The organism is Halomonas sp. BL6 (assembly GCF_006228115.1).
GTDB lineage: Bacteria > Pseudomonadota > Gammaproteobacteria > Pseudomonadales > Halomonadaceae > Vreelandella > Vreelandella piezotolerans.
Genome location: NZ_VDGL01000004.1, coordinates 238,821 through 255,411, shown reverse-complemented (window position 1 = coordinate 255,411; position 16,591 = coordinate 238,821). Strand labels below are relative to the sequence as shown.

Annotated in this window: 15 protein-coding genes; 2 read left to right on the top strand and 13 right to left on the bottom strand. The window is 57.6% G+C overall.

What is annotated here, in order from left to right; genetic code table 11:
• Positions 1–5: 5 nt before the first annotated feature.
• Positions 6–662 carry a LysE family translocator gene (locus tag FHJ80_RS10670; RefSeq protein WP_139527139.1) on the bottom strand — a complete coding sequence of 219 codons (657 nt, stop codon included), beginning with the start codon at positions 660–662 and terminating at the stop codon, positions 6–8.
• Positions 663–795: 133 nt separating this feature from the next.
• On the opposite strand from FHJ80_RS10670, the gene FHJ80_RS10665 reads away from it, so the two are divergent.
• Positions 796–999, top strand: coding sequence for a cold-shock protein (locus tag FHJ80_RS10665; RefSeq protein ID WP_044630763.1), 204 nt, complete (start codon positions 796–798; stop codon positions 997–999).
• 62 nt (positions 1,000–1,061) lie between these two features.
• On the opposite strand, the gene FHJ80_RS10660 is transcribed toward FHJ80_RS10665, so the two are convergent.
• The 4 genes from FHJ80_RS10660 to FHJ80_RS10645 form a co-directional block, all read right to left on the bottom strand.
• The gene (locus FHJ80_RS10660; RefSeq protein WP_139527138.1) at positions 1,062–1,862 is read right to left on the bottom strand and encodes a hypothetical protein; all 801 of its coding nucleotides are present in this window, start codon (positions 1,860–1,862) and stop codon (positions 1,062–1,064) included.
• A 30-nt stretch (positions 1,863–1,892) separates the two neighbouring features.
• Positions 1,893–2,852 carry a lipid kinase YegS gene (gene yegS, locus FHJ80_RS10655; protein WP_139527137.1) on the bottom strand — a complete coding sequence of 320 codons (960 nt, stop codon included), beginning with the start codon at positions 2,850–2,852 and terminating at the stop codon, positions 1,893–1,895.
• A 40-nt stretch (positions 2,853–2,892) separates the two neighbouring features.
• Entirely contained in the window at positions 2,893–5,523 is a 2,631-nt protein-coding gene (gene pepN / locus FHJ80_RS10650) for an aminopeptidase N (protein ID WP_139527136.1), read from the bottom strand.
• Positions 5,524–5,602: 79 nt separating this feature from the next.
• Positions 5,603–6,088: a YajQ family cyclic di-GMP-binding protein gene (locus FHJ80_RS10645; protein ID WP_139527135.1), complete on the bottom strand. Its 486-nt coding sequence runs from the start codon at positions 6,086–6,088 to the stop codon at positions 5,603–5,605.
• Between the two features lie 209 nt (positions 6,089–6,297).
• Here FHJ80_RS10645 and cobO point away from each other — a divergent pair, with 209 nt between their 5' ends.
• Positions 6,298–6,897, top strand: a complete 600-nt coding sequence (cobO, locus tag FHJ80_RS10640; RefSeq protein WP_139527134.1) for a cob(I)yrinic acid a,c-diamide adenosyltransferase — start codon at positions 6,298–6,300, stop codon at positions 6,895–6,897.
• 54 nt (positions 6,898–6,951) lie between these two features.
• On the opposite strand, the gene FHJ80_RS10635 is transcribed toward cobO, so the two are convergent.
• From FHJ80_RS10635 to mutL, 8 genes are all read right to left on the bottom strand, one after another.
• Positions 6,952–8,247 carry an adenylosuccinate synthase gene (locus tag FHJ80_RS10635; RefSeq protein WP_139527133.1) on the bottom strand — a complete coding sequence of 432 codons (1,296 nt, stop codon included), beginning with the start codon at positions 8,245–8,247 and terminating at the stop codon, positions 6,952–6,954.
• Entirely contained in the window at positions 8,247–9,440 is a 1,194-nt protein-coding gene (locus tag FHJ80_RS10630; RefSeq protein ID WP_139527132.1) for an ATP phosphoribosyltransferase regulatory subunit, read from the bottom strand. The genes FHJ80_RS10635 and FHJ80_RS10630 overlap by 1 nt, the downstream gene beginning before the upstream one ends.
• 187 nt (positions 9,441–9,627) lie before the next feature.
• The gene (hflC, locus tag FHJ80_RS10625) at positions 9,628–10,512 is read right to left on the bottom strand and encodes a protease modulator HflC (protein WP_139527131.1); all 885 of its coding nucleotides are present in this window, start codon (positions 10,510–10,512) and stop codon (positions 9,628–9,630) included.
• Positions 10,513–11,778, bottom strand: coding sequence for an FtsH protease activity modulator HflK (gene hflK, locus FHJ80_RS10620; RefSeq protein WP_139527130.1), 1,266 nt, complete (start codon positions 11,776–11,778; stop codon positions 10,513–10,515).
• 138 nt (positions 11,779–11,916) lie between these two features.
• Positions 11,917–13,227 carry a ribosome rescue GTPase HflX gene (gene hflX, locus FHJ80_RS10615; RefSeq protein WP_139527129.1) on the bottom strand — a complete coding sequence of 437 codons (1,311 nt, stop codon included), beginning with the start codon at positions 13,225–13,227 and terminating at the stop codon, positions 11,917–11,919.
• Positions 13,228–13,263: 36 nt separating this feature from the next.
• Positions 13,264–13,512, bottom strand: coding sequence for an RNA chaperone Hfq (hfq, locus tag FHJ80_RS10610; protein WP_139527128.1), 249 nt, complete (start codon positions 13,510–13,512; stop codon positions 13,264–13,266).
• A gap of 151 nt (positions 13,513–13,663) precedes the next feature.
• A complete protein-coding gene (miaA, locus tag FHJ80_RS10605) occupies positions 13,664–14,602 on the bottom strand; it encodes a tRNA (adenosine(37)-N6)-dimethylallyltransferase MiaA (RefSeq protein ID WP_139527127.1) in 939 nt (312 codons plus the stop codon).
• 33 nt (positions 14,603–14,635) lie between these two features.
• Positions 14,636–16,552, bottom strand: a complete 1,917-nt coding sequence (gene mutL, locus FHJ80_RS10600) for a DNA mismatch repair endonuclease MutL (RefSeq protein WP_255303927.1) — start codon at positions 16,550–16,552, stop codon at positions 14,636–14,638.
• Positions 16,553–16,591 lie beyond the last annotated feature (39 nt).

The following is a 16,591-nucleotide window of genomic DNA, read 5'->3' as shown; positions in this document are numbered from 1 at the left end:
CCCGGTTACACCGGGCGTTGCTCCAGCGCCAGCCGCACGCCGAAAACGACCAACACCGCGCCAGTGGCAGCATTCAAGGTTTGCGCAAAGCGTGCGCTGGCCAGCCATTTGCTCGCCCCACCAACCATCAATACGACGCTAATCTGCCAAATATTGGCAATCACGAAGTGCACGCCCGCCAACCAGAGGGATTTGACGAGTGCGGGGTCAGTGGGCGCGATGAACTGGGGTAAAAACGCCATGTAGAACACCACGGTTTTGGGGTTGAGCACGTTGGATAGCAGCCCTTCTTTGACTGGCTGCCACAGCGGAACGGGCGCCCCCTCCTTCAGGACGCCCTTCACCGGCAGCGGCGTTCCTCGGCGGGCTGCCAGCAGGCTCGTGACCCCCAGCCAAATCAAATACGCCGCCCCTGCCAACTTCAGCATGTTGAACGCCCAGGACGACTGCAGCAAAATGAACGAGATACCCAACGCCGAAACGGTGGCATGAACGAACAAACCACAGCAAATGGCTACGCTCGTGGCTATGCCGTCTCGGATACCGCCTCGCGCGGTGTTGCGAATCACCAGAAGCGTGTCGACTCCTGGGCTTATCGACAGCAGCGTGATGGCCACTAAAAAGGGAATGAACTGCGCATCGATGAGGTTGAGTTCCATCATGTACTTGGCTCGCTGAGTGATAAAGAATCTTAATCACGTGACTGGACGTGCTGATTATTTGCTTCTAAAGTGAATTTGGCAGGTTGGCAGAGCGTCGCCTGCTCAATCATTAAGCACGTTAAGGATATGAACGATGGCAACTGGCACTGTCAAGTGGTTCAACGACACCAAAGGTTACGGCTTCATCTCTCCCGATGACGGCGGTGACGATCTCTTTGCCCACTTCTCTGAAATTCAAGCTGAAGGTTTTAAGACCCTGCAAGATGGTCAGAAAGTCAGCTTCGAGGTGACTCAGGGTAAAAAAGGCCTTCAGGCTTCCAACATTCGCGTTGCTTGAACCGCACCGAATGGATAAAGGCCCGCGAATGCGGGCCTTTTTTATAGGTTGGGGTTTCCTTCTTAAGACGATGTATCCAACGTGTCGTCCGAGGAGCTTTCGGCCTCTTGCGCTTCGCTATCGTCATTGGTAGAGCGCTCTTCAACAGGGTGGTCGTCACCAACGTCGCGGTCTTGGAGTTCGTCAGACGCCAGGGGTGCACCATTGGTGGGGCGCTCACTCTCCAAGGCTTGAAACTGCTCTTCTAGGCGCTGCTGGGCCTCTTCGAATTGACGTTCGGTATCTTCGATGAGCGCATCCACATCTTGCGCTTCTAACCCTCCTTCCACGGAAGTGCCTTCGGGTAAGCTGCTTTCGCGCTCCCAGCTTGGCTCGATGGGGTCGTTCTCCATGGGCGCCAGTTCGGGCGACTGCTGCTCGATTTCTTGAAACTGTTGCTCCAACTGACGCTGTGCCTCTTCGAAACGACGCTCGGTCTCGGCAATCACGTCATCGACATCAGAACGCGTGGTTTCACCCGGCATTGCGCTAGCTTCGTCAAGGGCTTCGTCGGGGTCGGCGGCCAGCGTCTCTTCGTCCGCCTGCAGGGGCTCCGAGGTTGACTCACTGGCGGTGGAAGACGGGTCTTCCTGAGCATTGGAAGGCTCGGACGCCTCGGACGCCTGACGTTCAATGTCGTCTTCCACCTGGGAGGGCGAAGGAACATCGTCACTACCGGTGTCAGGTGCAGCGGCTGGCGTCTCACTGGGCTGCTCGGCCGCGCTCTCTTCCGGTACGACGTTTGCCTCTTCTTGACTGTCGCCGCAGGCACTCAGCAGTAGGGCCAAACTGGCCAGTAGCGGCATCCATACACGGTAGCTCATCGAGTCATGCTCCTTAATGGTTCGAATTCATTAGTGGCGGTCGTTGGCAGACAACAGCGAACAGCCTTCTGGTAAGCGTACCTTCAACGCTAGCGGGACGACTTCAGCGGTAAATCGTTGATAGCGTTTTGCCTCACCATCCAGGGTCAGCGGCCAAGGTTCATCATCGGACCGAGTGGTAACGGTCAACTGGCTGGCAGTGAAGTAGCGCACATAACGCCCTTCTGCGGGGAACTGCTGTAGCTCGCCGAGCAGCGCAGGAAGCTCCGTCACCGAATGAAAATCTTTGACTAGCAGAACGTCCAATCGCCCATCATCGAGCTTGGCACGAGGGGCCAGCACCTGCCCCCCACCCGATTGACGCCCATTGCCCAGTGCCAGCAGCAGCAGTGACGCGGCCTGCTCATGATCGCCCCAGTGCAACGTGCCGCGATAACTGCGATGACGCCACGCCTTGAGCGCACCCATCAGTGAGTAGGCTCCTCCCCCTAACATGCGTTTTAACGTTTTGGGGGTAGAGGAGGTAATTTCTGCGCCGAAACCACCGGTGGTCATATTGATGTAATAGCATACCGACGGTTCGCCACTGGCTTCCGCCGTCATACGAATCACATCGATGGGCGCAGACGGCAAGCGAACGGCATCCGCCAGTGCGCGATCCAGCTCCAAAGGTAACCCCACCGAAGTGGCAAAATCATTCGCGCTGCCCATCGGCACCACGCCCAAGCTCGGACGATGGTCATGGGGCAGCCGCATGAGTCCATTGACGACTTCGTTGACGGTGCCATCACCACCGCATGCGATGACGCATGTCGCGCCCAAATCGAGCGCTTGGGCTGCAAAATCAGCGGCATCGCCACCTTCCCACGTCGCGCGAACAATGATGGACGTCCCTGCCTTGCGCTGCGCTTCGACGGCGTCGCGCAGCGCCGGATTCCCGGCCGACTTACCGTTGATAATCAATAAATAACGCTGTTGTGGGTCTGTCACCGGTGTCTTCCCTCTCCATGGTTAATTCACTGGATGCACGTTATGCCAGCGCTTTCTCGACCACCTCGAACACGTTGGACGACAGCGGCTCGCGTTTGATTCTTTCGAGTTCTGCTCGCATCAACTGCTGTCGTGTCTCATCGAACCGCTGCCAGCGCGTCAATGGGGTAATCAGCCGCGCGGCAATTTCAGGGTTGAGGCGGTTGAGCTCGATCACCGCATCCGCCAACAGGGCATACCCTTTGCCATCCAGGCGGTGGAAATTGATACGGTTTTGCGCAAAAGCGCCAATCAACGCACGCACTTTGTTGGGGTTCTTCATCGAGAACGCAGGGTGCTGCATTAAGTACTCCACGCGCTCCAGTACATCGGGCTGAGGGCGCGTTACCTGAATCGTAAACCACTGATCCATCACGAGTGGATCGTGAGCCCAGGCTTCCCCAAAGGCTTTCAAAGCCGGTGCCGACACGTCGTCATGATCACTGTGCACGAGCAGGGTCAGCGCGTGGCGAACGTCGGTCATGTTGTGATCCGTCGCAAACTGCGCTTCACACAGCGCGACGATCTCGTCGTCCTCAATGGACATCAAATAAGCGAGCGCTACGTTTTTGAGGCTGCGCTGAGCCATTTGTTCAGGCGTAGGCGCGTATGGGGCGTCACTGACGTTCGCCTTATAGACGGCCAAGAACTCATCACGCAGTGCCAGCGCCAGGGATTGGCGCACGAACTCGCGGGCAGCGTGAATGGCATCCACGTCGACGATTGGCTGCTGTTCGGCGATATAGGCTTCCGAGGGCAGTGTCAGCATCTCGGCCAGCACCGCTTTATCGTCCATGGAAGAGGTCAAGAGCAAGCGGAATGCCTCGATCACTCGGTTGTCCATCACTTTTTCGACGCCGTTTCGATGGGCAGCAATCAGGTCGTCCAGCGCCAGTAGCGCCAATCGCTGACCGGCATCCCAGCGGTTGAAACCATCGCTATCGTGGGTCAATAGAAAGGCCAAATCTTCGCGGGAATAAGGGAAGTGCAGCTTGACCGGTGCGGAAAAATCGCGCAGTAGCGACGGCACGGGTGCCTCGGCCACTTCCGTGAAGATGAAGGTCTGCTCATCGTCGGTCAGGTGAATGACCGCGTCTTTCCCAATCTTGTTGCCGTCGAGCGTGAGCGTTAAATCCTGACCGGATTTGGTGCCCACCAGGCCCATGCGTACCGGAATGTGCAGCGGCTGCTTGTCCGGCTGTCCGGGCGTGGCTGGCGTGCGCTGGCGAAGCGTCAAATGGTACTCGGCGTTGGCGTAGTCGTACTCACCGTGGGCATCGATTTCCGGCGTGCCCGCCTGGGAGTACCAGCGCATGAACTGGCTTAAATCGATGTCCGATACCTCGGCCATGCAGCCCACGAAGTCTTCGATCGTCACGGCCTGCCCGTCAAAGCGCTCGAAATAGAGATCCGAGCCACGGCGGAAGGCCTCCCAGCCCAGCAGGTTGCGCAGCATGCGCACCACTTCTGCCCCTTTTTCATAGATAGTCAGCGTGTAGAAGTTGGTGATCTCGATATAGTGATCCGGACGAATCGGATGCGCCGTGGGACCTGCGTCTTCGGCAAATTGCGCGGTGCGGAAAAACGAGACGTCTTGAATGCGCTTGACGGGGGCTGAATTGGTATCCGCAGAAAAACACTGATCGCGGAATACCGTAAAACCTTCCTTTAGCGAGAGCTGGAACCAATCGCGGCACGTCACGCGATTCCCCGACCAGTTGTGGAAATACTCGTGGGCAACGATCCCTTCGACATTTTGAAACGCCGCATCGGTGGCGGTCTTGGGGTGCGTGAGCACCGCCGCGGAGTTGAAGATGTTGAGGCCTTTGTTCTCCATGGCCCCCATATTGAAGTCGTTGACCGCCACGATCATGAACAGATCCAGATCGTACTCGCGCCCGTAAGTCTCTTCATCCCAGCGCATGGCGCGCTTGAGTGAGGCCATGGCATGGTCGGTTTTATCGAGATTCTCCTTCTCTACCCACAGCTGCAGCGTCACGTCGCGGCCGCTCATGGTCGTAAAGTGATCTTCGACTTTTTGCAAATCCCCAGCCACCAGCGCAAAGAGGTAGCAGGGCTTGGGATGCGGATCTTCCCAGGTCACGAAGTGACGGCCGTCCTCTCGCGTTCCCTGCTCGACCGGATTGCCGTTGGCGAGGAGCACCGGCTCCTTTTGCGCATCACCGATGACCGTGACCTTGAACGTGGCCATGACATCGGGGCGATCCGGATAATAGGTAATACGTCGAAAGCCCTCTGCTTCACACTGCGTGCAGTACATGCCATTTGATTGATAAAGCCCTTCCAAAGCCGTATTACTACTGGGCGAGATCGCCACGTCGCTTTCTAACGTAAAGGCAGCAGGTACACGGGTAATCGTCAGCGTTTCATCAGTGAGCTGGTAATCGGCATCGCTCAACGCTTGACCATCGATGGCAAGCGCGCGCAGCGATAGATGCTCACCATCGAGCACCAGCGGCGCAGCCGCGTCAGCGCTTGGGTGGCGCTGCATGGTCAGACGTGCTTTCACACGGGTCTCGGTGGGGTCAAGATCAAACGTCAGCTCGGTATGAATTACGTGGTAGGCGGGTGGCTGGTAGTCGCTTAAATAAACCGGCTGCGGATCAGACATAGCGCGAAACTCCTGTAAGCTTTTCAGTAGTCGAGTAGCGCCTATACGGCGCTACTCAATGAATATTTTTTTGTGATCGTCAATCGCGAAAGTTGTCGAACTGTAATGGCAAGTCAGGCCCCTCTTCGCCACGCAGTAGCGCCATGACACTCTGCAGGTCATCTCGCTTTTTGCCCGTTACGCGCACTTTTTCACCCTGAATTTGAGCCTGCACTTTTAACTTACTGCCTTTGATGCGCTTGACCACATCCTTGGCTTCAGCTTGATCGAGCCCCTGCTTGAGTACCACCTCTTGACGCGCCTTGACACCGGACAGCACGGCATCTTTGACATCCATGCAACGTGCGTCGATACCGCGGGCAATCAGTCGGTTACGCAACACGTCCAGCATTTGCTTGAGCTGGAAATCTACTTCGGCCTCGAGCAGCACCTTATCGCCTTCCAACGTGAAGCTGGCATCGACGCCTTTAAAGTCGAAGCGTGACTGGACTTCACGATTGGCCTGGTCCACCGCATTGGCGGCTTCGTGCTGATCGAATTCTGACACGATATCAAATGAGGGCATGACACTATTCCTAACAAGACATGACCCACCATTCTAGAGCAGCAAGCCCCCAACCGGCCAATTCTCTTAGAAAAAGCTGGACAAAAACTCTGCAAGCCGGTCACATCAAGCTTAAAAGCTATACAAACACCTCTCAGGGCGATGTTAAATTGTGCGCCTCTGTCGTAACCTGCTGACATAGCCTTGTACTCTTTCAACGAGGAGAGACCATGAGTGATCGCGATACCCGCCATAAAGCATCGATGGAAAAACTCAAAGCGCGAGTGGACGAAAAAGTTGCCAATGCCACCGAGCAGCGCGGACTGCTGCTCATCAACACGGGTAACGGAAAAGGCAAAACCACCGCCGCCTGGGGCACCGTCACGCGCGCGCTGGGTTATGGCTACAAAGTAGGCGTGGTGCAGTTCATCAAGGGGTTATGGGAGTGTGGCGAGCGCAATCGGCTGGAAGACGATCCTCATTTGAGCGTCGCTATCATGGCAACCGGCTTTACCTGGGATACGCAAAATCGCGAAGCGGACACCACCGCCTGTCTGGAGGTCTGGCAAGAAGCGCAGAAAATGCTGGCAGACCCCGAGACGTATCTCGTGGTGTTGGACGAACTCACCTACATGCTGAAGTTTGGATATCTCGATATCGCCACCGTCAAACAGGCGCTACTGGACCGTCCGCAGGAACAAACCGTGATCATTACCGGGCGAAATGCCCACCGTGAGCTAGTGGCCATGGCGGACACCGTGACCGACATGCAGGAGGTGCGACACGCTTTCAACAACGGCCTTCAGGCCCGGCGAGGCATCGATTTCTAAGCACGATAAAGGGCGGCCAAGCCGCCCTTTGGGTATCACCTGAGGGTGTGCGACCTAGCCTTCGAACGGGTTGCGCAGCACGATGGTTTCAATACGATCGGGACCGGTAGAAATGATATCGATGCTGGTGCCTACCTGCTCTTCGAGGAAGCTGATGTATGCACGGGCATTAGCCGGTAAGTCTTCCACCTTCTTAGCGCCCAGCGTGGACTCTTTCCAGCCTGGCAGATCGTGATAGACCGGCTCTACCGCTTCGTAGCCCTCTGAATCCACCGGGTTATCCAGCACGTCACCATCCTTGCTGCGGTAGCCAACACACACACGGATGTTTTCCAAACCGTCCAGCACGTCCAGTTTGGTCAGGCAGATACCGGAAACCGAGTTGATTTGCACCGCATGACGCAGCGCCACCGCATCGAACCAGCCGCAGCGACGTGGACGCCCGGTGGTCGCGCCAAACTCGTGCCCACGCTCGGCTAAGTGACGGCCATGATCGTCGAACAGCTCGGTGGGGAACGGACCCGAGCCAACACGCGTGGTGTAAGCTTTGGTGATACCCAGCACGTAGTCCAAATAGAGCGGGCCGACGCCAGAGCCGGTTGCCGTGCCGCCAGCCGTGGTGTTGGAGCTGGTGACGAACGGGTAAGTACCGTGGTCGATATCCAACAGCGAGCCTTGGGCGCCTTCGAATAGAATGTTCTCACCGGCCTTGCGCAGGTCGTGCACCATGCTGACGGTATCGCTGACCATGGGGCGCAGCTCTTCGGCCATCTGCATGGCGCTATCGAGCACTTCCTGGAAATCCACCGCCGGTTCGCCGTGATAATTCACTAGCACGAAGTTATGGTAGTCGAGCACCTCACCGAGTTTGGAGGCAAAACGCTCACGGTGGAGCATGTCACCCAACCGTAGACCACGGCGCGCCACCTTGTCTTCGTATGCCGGGCCAATGCCGCGACCGGTGGTGCCGATCTTAGCCACGCCACGGGCCTTCTCACGTGCCTGGTCGAGACGCACGTGGTAAGGCAAGATCAGCGGACACGCCGGGGAAAGACGCAAACGCTCACGAACGGGAACGCCCTTCGCTTCCAGTTCGCGGATCTCTTTGATCAGCGCTTCCGGTGACAATACGACCCCGTTACCGATCACACAGGTTTTACCTGGACGTAGCACACCCGAGGGGATCAGGTGTAGGACGGTTTTCTCACCGTCGATGACCAGCGTGTGACCGGCATTATGCCCCCCTTGGAAGCGCACCACAGCAGCAGCGGATTCGGTGAGCAGGTCAACGATCTTGCCTTTGCCTTCATCGCCCCATTGGGTACCCAGGACTACGACATTCTTACCCATTATGCACTCGTCTCTTGTGTCAGGGCCGTTGTCTGCCAACGACCATCGATAAACTCAAGACGGCGGTCACAGCTGTGCTCCGCCGGCCCAGTACGCTGCCCAGGCAGCGCTTGAATTACGCGTTCACCCTGCTCACGCAGCGCGACGATGGCAGCGTTGAGCGACTCTTCTTCTTGGGCTGGCGCCCAAATGGCCCCCTGGCTGGGTGACGCCAATGCCAGCGATGCCAACTGCTTCAGGTCCATGGAGAAGCCGGTAGCAGGTCGGGCTCGGCCAAACGCACGCCCAGTATCATCATAGCGCCCACCTTTGGCCAGCGCATGACCATAGCCGGGCACGTACGCCGCAAACATCATACCCGTGTGATACTGATAACCGCGCAGCTCCGCTAGATCAAAATAGAGCGATACGTCAAAGCGCGCCAAAACGCCTTTGTAAAGCGCCTCGAGCTGATCTAGCGCCGCCGTCACAGGGGCAGGTGCGCCAGCAAAACGCTCGCGCGCCTCGCTCAGAACGCTGGCATCCCCGTGCAGCTCGCCTAGCGCCACTAGCATATCTGCCAACACAGGGTCGCTAACGCTGGCACTGACCTGCTCGGCCAGTTGCCCCGGCGATTTAAGCGCCAACGCTTCGAACAGCGCACGCTCTTGCTCATCGTTAAGGGCAGCGGCTTCCACCAGGCTACGGTAGATCCCGATGTGCCCTAATGCCAAATGTATCTCGTCAGCGCCTGCCGCATGAAGACTGGCAAGCGCCAGATGAATGATCTCACTGTCAGCTTCGAGGCCAGCATGGCCAAACAGCTCGACTCCGACCTGCACGGGGCTGCGTCCCCCTTGATGCTGGTCGGCTTTGGCACGCAGCACATTGGTGCAGTAACACAGCCGAACTGGCCCCTGGCGTTTTAGGGAGTGGGCGTCCATCCGCGCCACCTGCGGTGTGACGTCTGCCGAGGCGCCCATCATGCGGCCCGTCAGTTGGTCGGTCAGCTTGAACGTTTGAAGATCGAGGTCCGTACCGGTACCGGTCAGCAAGGAGTCCAAAAACTCCACCGGCGGCGGCATGACCTGGTCGTAGCCCCAGCAATGGTAAAGATCGAGCAGCGCACGGCGCAGCTCTTCCATGCGGCTTGCCTGAGGCGGCAGCACCTCATCCATGCCGTCGGGCAGTAGCCAGCGGTCAGCGATGGTCATGTGAACAATCCTGCGAGACGATGAAGGCCCTTTCTAACGACACCACTCGCTGCCTCACGAGGCGCTGTGTGGAACGTTCACGAAACGAGGGCCACAAAAAAACCGGGCGACGCCCGGTAGGTAAAGTCTATCACGTTTATGCGCTATATGAACCCCGCCAAGCGCAGTGCTTGGCGGGATGGGCGCATCACTCGGCGCTGTCGGGAACGGCGCTGCGTAGATAGCGGAAGAAGTCGCTATCCGGTTCTAGCACCAGCAGATTACCATCGCCAGAGAAGCTTTCACGATAAGCGTTCAGGCTGCGCCAGAAAGCGAAGAACTCTTGGTCCTGGCTATAAGCCTGCGAGAAGATAGCGGCTGCTTCGGCATCTCCCTCACCGCGCAGCGTCTCGGCACGCTCGTTGGCTTGAGCAAGCAGCACCTGACGGCGACGGTCGGCATTAGCGCGAATCCGCTCGGCCTCTTCCTGACCCTGTGCGCGCCACTCGCGAGCCTCACGCTCACGCTCTGAGCGCATGCGCTCGAAGACGGCTGCCGAGACATCTTCAGGCAGGTCGATGCGCTTGATACGAATATCGCGAATCGCCACGCCGAGTTCTTCACGCATGAGCTGATCGAGCTCTTCGGTAGGTCCTGTCATCAGGTCATCACGGCGCTCGGCAATGATTTCCTGAAGATTCAAACGACCGAATTCATTACGCAGACTCTCATCCACTCGCGGCTGAATGAGGCGGATCGCCATCAGTTCATCGCCTGCGGTAGCCTCGTAGTAGCGGGTCGGGTTGACGACTTGCCACTTGACATAAGAGTCGACGATGACCGCTTTCTGCTCAAGAGTCAGATAGCGGCTAGTATCGGTATCCAGCGTCAGCAGCCGCACGTCGAACTTGCGGATGGTCTGCGCAATCGGAATTTTCACATGCAGACCCGGCTGAATATTCTCTTCGATGACTTCACCAAAGCGTAGCTTCACAGCGCGTTCGGTTTCATCCACGACATAAAGACTGTTGCTCGCTAGCCACGCGACGGCGGCCAAACCACCTACGATAAGCAGGGATCGATTATTAATCATTTAGCGGCCCTCCCTGCGAATGGGGTTATTGCTGGACGACGATGAGGAGCTACTTTGGCTGCCTCGCAGCGACTCTAACACGCGCGGATCGACCGTATCGCTGCTGTTAGCACCGCTATCATTGCTCGCCGAACGACTGTCGTTACTGCTACCGCCGCGCATTTGATCGAGCGGCAAATACATCAGCGGCGCATTGTCGCTCACGTCTAGCAGAACTTTCGGCGTCCCACCAAAGACTTCTTCGATGGCATCCAGGTACATACGTTCGCGCATCACTTCCGGCGCGTTGCGATACTCGGTCAGCAGCGCATTGAAACGGTTAGCTTGACCCTGTGCTTCTGCCACCACCGACTCACGGTACCCTTGGCCCTGCTCGACGATACGCTGAGCCTGACCCTGTGCGGCCGGAATGATCGCATTGGCGTACGCCATACCTTCGTTGATCGTTCTCTGACGATCTTCACGGGCACGGATAACGTCATCAAAAGCATCGATGACGGGCGCAGGTGCCGACGTGGATTCGATGTTGATGGTTTGCAGGCGAATACCGGCGCCATAGGCATCCAGATACGTTTGCAGACGGCTCGCGACGGAGCTACCGAGTATCTCACGACCAGAGGTCAGGATATCGATCATGTCCGTGCCACCGACCACGTGCCGCAGCGCAGAGTCCAGTGCGTTCTCGATGGAGAGCGCCGGATCACGAACGTTCAGCACGAAATCGCGCGGATTCGCGACCTGGTACTGAGCAGAAATTTCCACTTCGACGATGTTTTCATCACGCGTCAGCATGGACTGAGTTTGAGAGACAGAGCGTACGCGCGTCACGTTGACCATGCGCACGTCATCGATGAGCGGCGGGTTCCACTGGAGGCCCGGCTCGACGATGCCCTGGTACTCACCAAAACGCAGCACGACGCCCCGCTCCGACTGGTCCACCAGATAGAAGCCCGAGGCTCCCCAGATGGCAAGCGCCACGATGAGCAGAAGGCCTGGCAGAGCAAACGAGTTACGAGGCTTACCGCCACCACTCTTGCCGCCACCACCGCCGCTCTTCTTGCCGCTGCCGCCTAGCATGCCGTTGAGCTTGTCTTGGAACTTTTTCAGCGCTTCATCCAAGTCAGGCGGCCCCTGGTTGTTGCCACCATTATTGCCGCCGTTGTTTCCACCACCATTGTTCCCACCGCGATCGCCGCCATTACCGCGTCGGCCACCACCGCTCCAGGGGTCGTGCTGGTTGCCACCACCGGGCTCATTCCAGGCCATACTTCGTCTCCACTAAGGTGTTCACCTGCACTTTGCCTTGATACTGAATGCAAGGCCGGGTGCTTTTGATATTATTGCTATATCAATCTTGTACCATACCTTTACAGTCGATGACTATGGGGGTAGGTACTCGATGGGCTACCATTCGTCAGATTCGCGTAATGCTTCTGGTAAATAGGTATTGGCACGCTCTCCCAGCTGAGCCATCAACTGGTTGAAGTCGCGCCTCGGCAAGCGCACATCCAATACGGAGCGCCCCTGCTCGTCAAAACTCTCTTCGCGCACGGCATTGAGTTCATGCAGGCCTGCGCGCAGCTTACCTTGCTCTGGCGACAGGGTGAGCGAAAAACCAATCACGTCGTTGGCGAGCCGCTCGGTCAACGCTTCATGTAACAGCTCAAGCCCTTGACCTTGCTGAGCCGATAGCCAGACCACCTCAGGTACGCCGTGACCATCTCGCTCGATACGTGGCGCACTATCGAGTTTGTCGATCTTGTTCATCACTTTGAGTACCGGAACGCTATCCGCCCCAATCTCTTTCAGTACGCTATCGACCTGCTCAACGTTGAGATCGCGGTCGGGGTCGGCCGCATCGATGACATGCACCAACAGCGTCGCTTCCGCCGCTTCTTGCAGCGTCGCCTGAAAAGCTTCCACCAACTTATGCGGCAAGTGGCGGATAAAACCGACGGTATCGGCCATGACGACAGGCCCTACGTCTTCGATTTCCAAACGACGGAGGGTCGGGTCTAGGGTCGCAAAGAGCTGATCCGCTGCGTAGACCTCAGCGCTGGTCAGCGCATTGAATAGCGTCGACTTACCCGCGTTGGTATAGCCCACTAGCGACACGCTATGAATTTCTGCACGGGCTCGAGCACGCCGGTTCTGCTCACGCTGGCTGCGCACTTTATCCAAGCGCTTATGAATCGATTTGATACGGCCGCGTAGCAAACGACGGTCGGTCTCTAGCTGTGTTTCGCCGGGACCGCGCAGGCCGATACCGCCTTTTTGACGCTCGAGGTGCGTCCAGCCGCGAATCAAGCGCGTGGACATGTACTCGAGTTGAGCAAGCTCTACTTGCAACTTACCTTCATGTGTTCGTGCCCGCTGCGCAAAAATATCGAGTATCAGACCGGTACGGTCCAACACGCGGCACTTGAGCTCTTGCTCCAGGTTGCGCTGCTGGGAAGGACTTAAACTGTGGTTGAAGATAACCAGTTCAGCGTCATGAGCTGCGAGCATTGCCCGCAGCTCGTCCAACTTACCTGACCCTATGAAGGTGCGGGAATCAGGCCGCTGTCGACTCGCTGTGAGCAATGTCGCGGGCTCTGCGCCAGCAGAGCGCACGAGCTCCAAGAACTCACCCGGGTCTTCACGTGCCTGCTCATCGTAGAAATCTACGTGAACAAGTACTGCCGTTTCACCGGCGTCTGGGCGTTCAAAAAACAATCAATACCTCATGGACTCTTTTGCTATCCAGCGGTGTTAGATGTCAGCGTCGGGTGCTGACGGATCCTGTGCCGGCAAACGCACGTTGCGCGAGGGCACCACCGTGGAAATAGCGTGTTTATAAACCATCTGACTGACGGTATTGCGCAACAAGATGACAAACTGGTCAAACGATTCAATCTGGCCCTGCAATTTAATGCCGTTTACCAGGAAAATAGAGACCGGAATGCGCTCCTTGCGCAAAATGTTCAGGTACGGGTCTTGAAGGGACTGCCCTTTGGACATGTTGCTCTCCCTAAAACTGTCGTTGGGGTTGGTTATCAAATGGCGTGCCCTACTGGTGCTACGCCGCAATCTTGTTGCCCGAAAGGCCTAATGTGTCAAACGCGTTAGCCGGCCACTCGAAAACACTTGCTTACGAAATCACTATCTTACGCTAAGCACCGCTTTCACGCACGAATTTCAGAAGCTTATCCAGCGCATCTGGCTGCTGCGAATCGATCCATGTCAAGGACGGCCAGCTTCTCAGCCACGTCAATTGACGCTTGGCAAGCTGACGAGTGGCAATGATACCTCGTGCCACGAGTTCATCGCGATCATAAGCACCGTCTAGATACTCCCATACCTGACGGTAGCCAACGCTCTTCATGGATGGCAAGTTAATATGAAGATCACTACGCTTTTTGAGGGCAGCGACCTCGTCTATCAAGCCCTCTGCCAACATCATTTCGAAACGCCTGGCAATACGCTGATGAAGCACCTGTCGTTCGTTGGGTGCTAGGGCTATCGACAGCACCCGCCATGGAAAGGTTTCCGGCTGCTGCTCTGCCCATAGCTCGCTCATCGGCCGACCGCTCGCATAGTACACTTCCAACGCGCGCATCAGCCGTTGAGGATCATTGGGGTGTATACGTGCCGCTGAGGATGGGTCGACTTCGGCCAGCGTGCGATGCAGGCCAGCCAATCCCTCATGCTGACGCTGTGCCTCCAGGCGTTCGCGAATGGCAACGTCTGCTCCTGGCAAATTATCCACGCCTTCGACCAAGCGCTTGTAGTAAAGCATCGTGCCACCCACTAATAGCGGCACTCGACCGGCTGCGCTGATTTGACGCATTTCACGCAGGGCGTCTTCACGAAAATCTGCCGCTGAATAGGGGGCTGCAGGATCACGAATATCGATCAAACGGTGGGGCGCCCGCGCCAGTTCTGCCGCGCTGGGCTTGGCGCTACCCACATCCATGCCTTGGTAGACCATGGCAGAATCGACGCTGATCAGTTCATGGCCTAGCTGCTCATGGAGCGCTATCGCAGCGTCGGTTTTGCCAGCAGCCGTCGGCCCCATTAGAAATATCGCCCAGGGGCGTGTATCAGCCATATGCTCGACGCACTCCGTTAGTCGTTTTCATCGTCACTGGCCGCGCAAAAATAGACGGTCGAGCGCTTTCATGCTCATTTGCGTCCAAGTGGGACGGCCATGATTACATTGATCGCTGCGCTCAGTGCGCTCCATGTCACGTAGCAACGCGTTCATTTCATCGAGCGTCAAACGCCGGTTAGCCCGCACGCTGCCGTGGCACGCCATGGTAGAGAGCAGTTCATGAATACGCGCCTCGACCTGATGCGTGCGACCATAGCGTGACAGCTCTTCGAGCATTTCACGCACCAGCTCCTCGGGGTCGGCCTGGGCCAGCAGCGCGGGCAGCTGGCGTACTAGCAGCGTTTCTGGACCAGCCACATCCAGCTCGACGCCTAGCTGAGCAATGGCGTCACGCTCGCTCTCTGCGATGGCCACTTCGCTGCGGCTGGCCGCCAGCGACACGGGCACCAGCAGCGGCTGGGTATCGATCCCCTTTGCCGCTGCCAGCTGGTTTTTCATGCGCTCGTAGACGATCCGCTCGTGGGCTGCATGCATATCCACCAGAACGAGTCCCTGTGCGTTCTGTGCCAAGATGTACACGCCATGCAGCTGGCCCAGCGCAAAGCCAAGCGGCGGCGCTGTCGTGGCATCATGCTCCGGCATGACAGGAGGCGGCGCCTCACGTACTTCCGATGCGGTTGTGTGCGGGTGGGGCGGGCTAGGTTGTGGCGTTAACAGCGTCTCTTCGTGATCGGGATGCAGCGCCTGATACCCCTGCATGAAGCGGCGCACCCTCTCAGCGCCGGGGTGTCGCTCGGACGCTTCCGACAGCGGCATACCCTGCTGCTGCCAGCGGGGAGTCTCTGGCGCAGCGCCCACGCTAGAGACGGTTTCGACCTGGCCCGTCGGAGCAGCCACCTCATTTTGCTCCTCATCGGTGGGTTTGGAGGCCGCCAAGCAGTGGTGCAAACTGGAATACAGGAAATCATGCACCATACGCCCATCACGAAAACGTACTTCATGCTTGGTTGGGTGGACGTTGACATCCACCACGTCGGGATCGAGCTCAAGATAAAGCACGAACACCGGGTGGCGACCGTTGTAGAGCACGTCGCGATACGCCTGACGAACCGCATGCGCAACGAGGCGATCGCGGACCACGCGGCCATTGACGAAGAAGTACTGCTGATCGGCCTGTGAGCGCGAGTGAGTTGGCAATCCCACCCAGCCACTGAGCCGCAGGCCACCCGCTTCGCGTTCGATGTAGCGGGCGTGTTCGATAAAATTCTTGCCCAACAGCGATGCAATACGCCGCTCACGAGAGGCGGGTGAATCTCCCTGGGGAAGCTGATGCACCACTTTCTGATTGTGCTTCAACACCCATGCAATGTCATAACGCGATAGCGCCTGACGACGAAAGGCCTCCTCCACATGGGCAAATTCGGTCTTTTCAGTGCGTAAGAACTTGCGCCGCGCGGGCGTGTTGAAAAACAGGTCGCGCACCGAGACACTGGTGCCCCGGGGGTGCGGTGCAGGTGTCACCCGGGCCTCCATACCGCGCCCTTCGGCTACGACCCGCCACCCCAGGCGGGGATCTTCCTCCGCGTTGGAGACCAGCTCCAAGCGCGACACAGAACTGATCGACGCCAGCGCTTCTCCACGAAAGCCCAGTGAACTAACCCCTTCCAGATCCTCGAGGCTACTGATCTTACTCGTGGCATGGCGCGCTAATGCCAGCGGCAGGTCCGCCTCGCCGATACCGATGCCGTCATCGCGCACTTTGATCAGCCTTGCGCCGCCCTGTTCGATCTCTACTTCGATCCGCTGACTGCCCGCATCGATGGCATTCTCGATCAGCTCTTTTGTGACTGACGAAGGGCGTTCGACCACCTCACCTGCGGCAATTTGGTTGGCCAGGCGAGGGTCGAGCACATGGATACGACCAGAGAACGAGTTCAATTCAGTCAACCAACACCTCAATATTCAGCATCTAAGTGGTTTATTAAG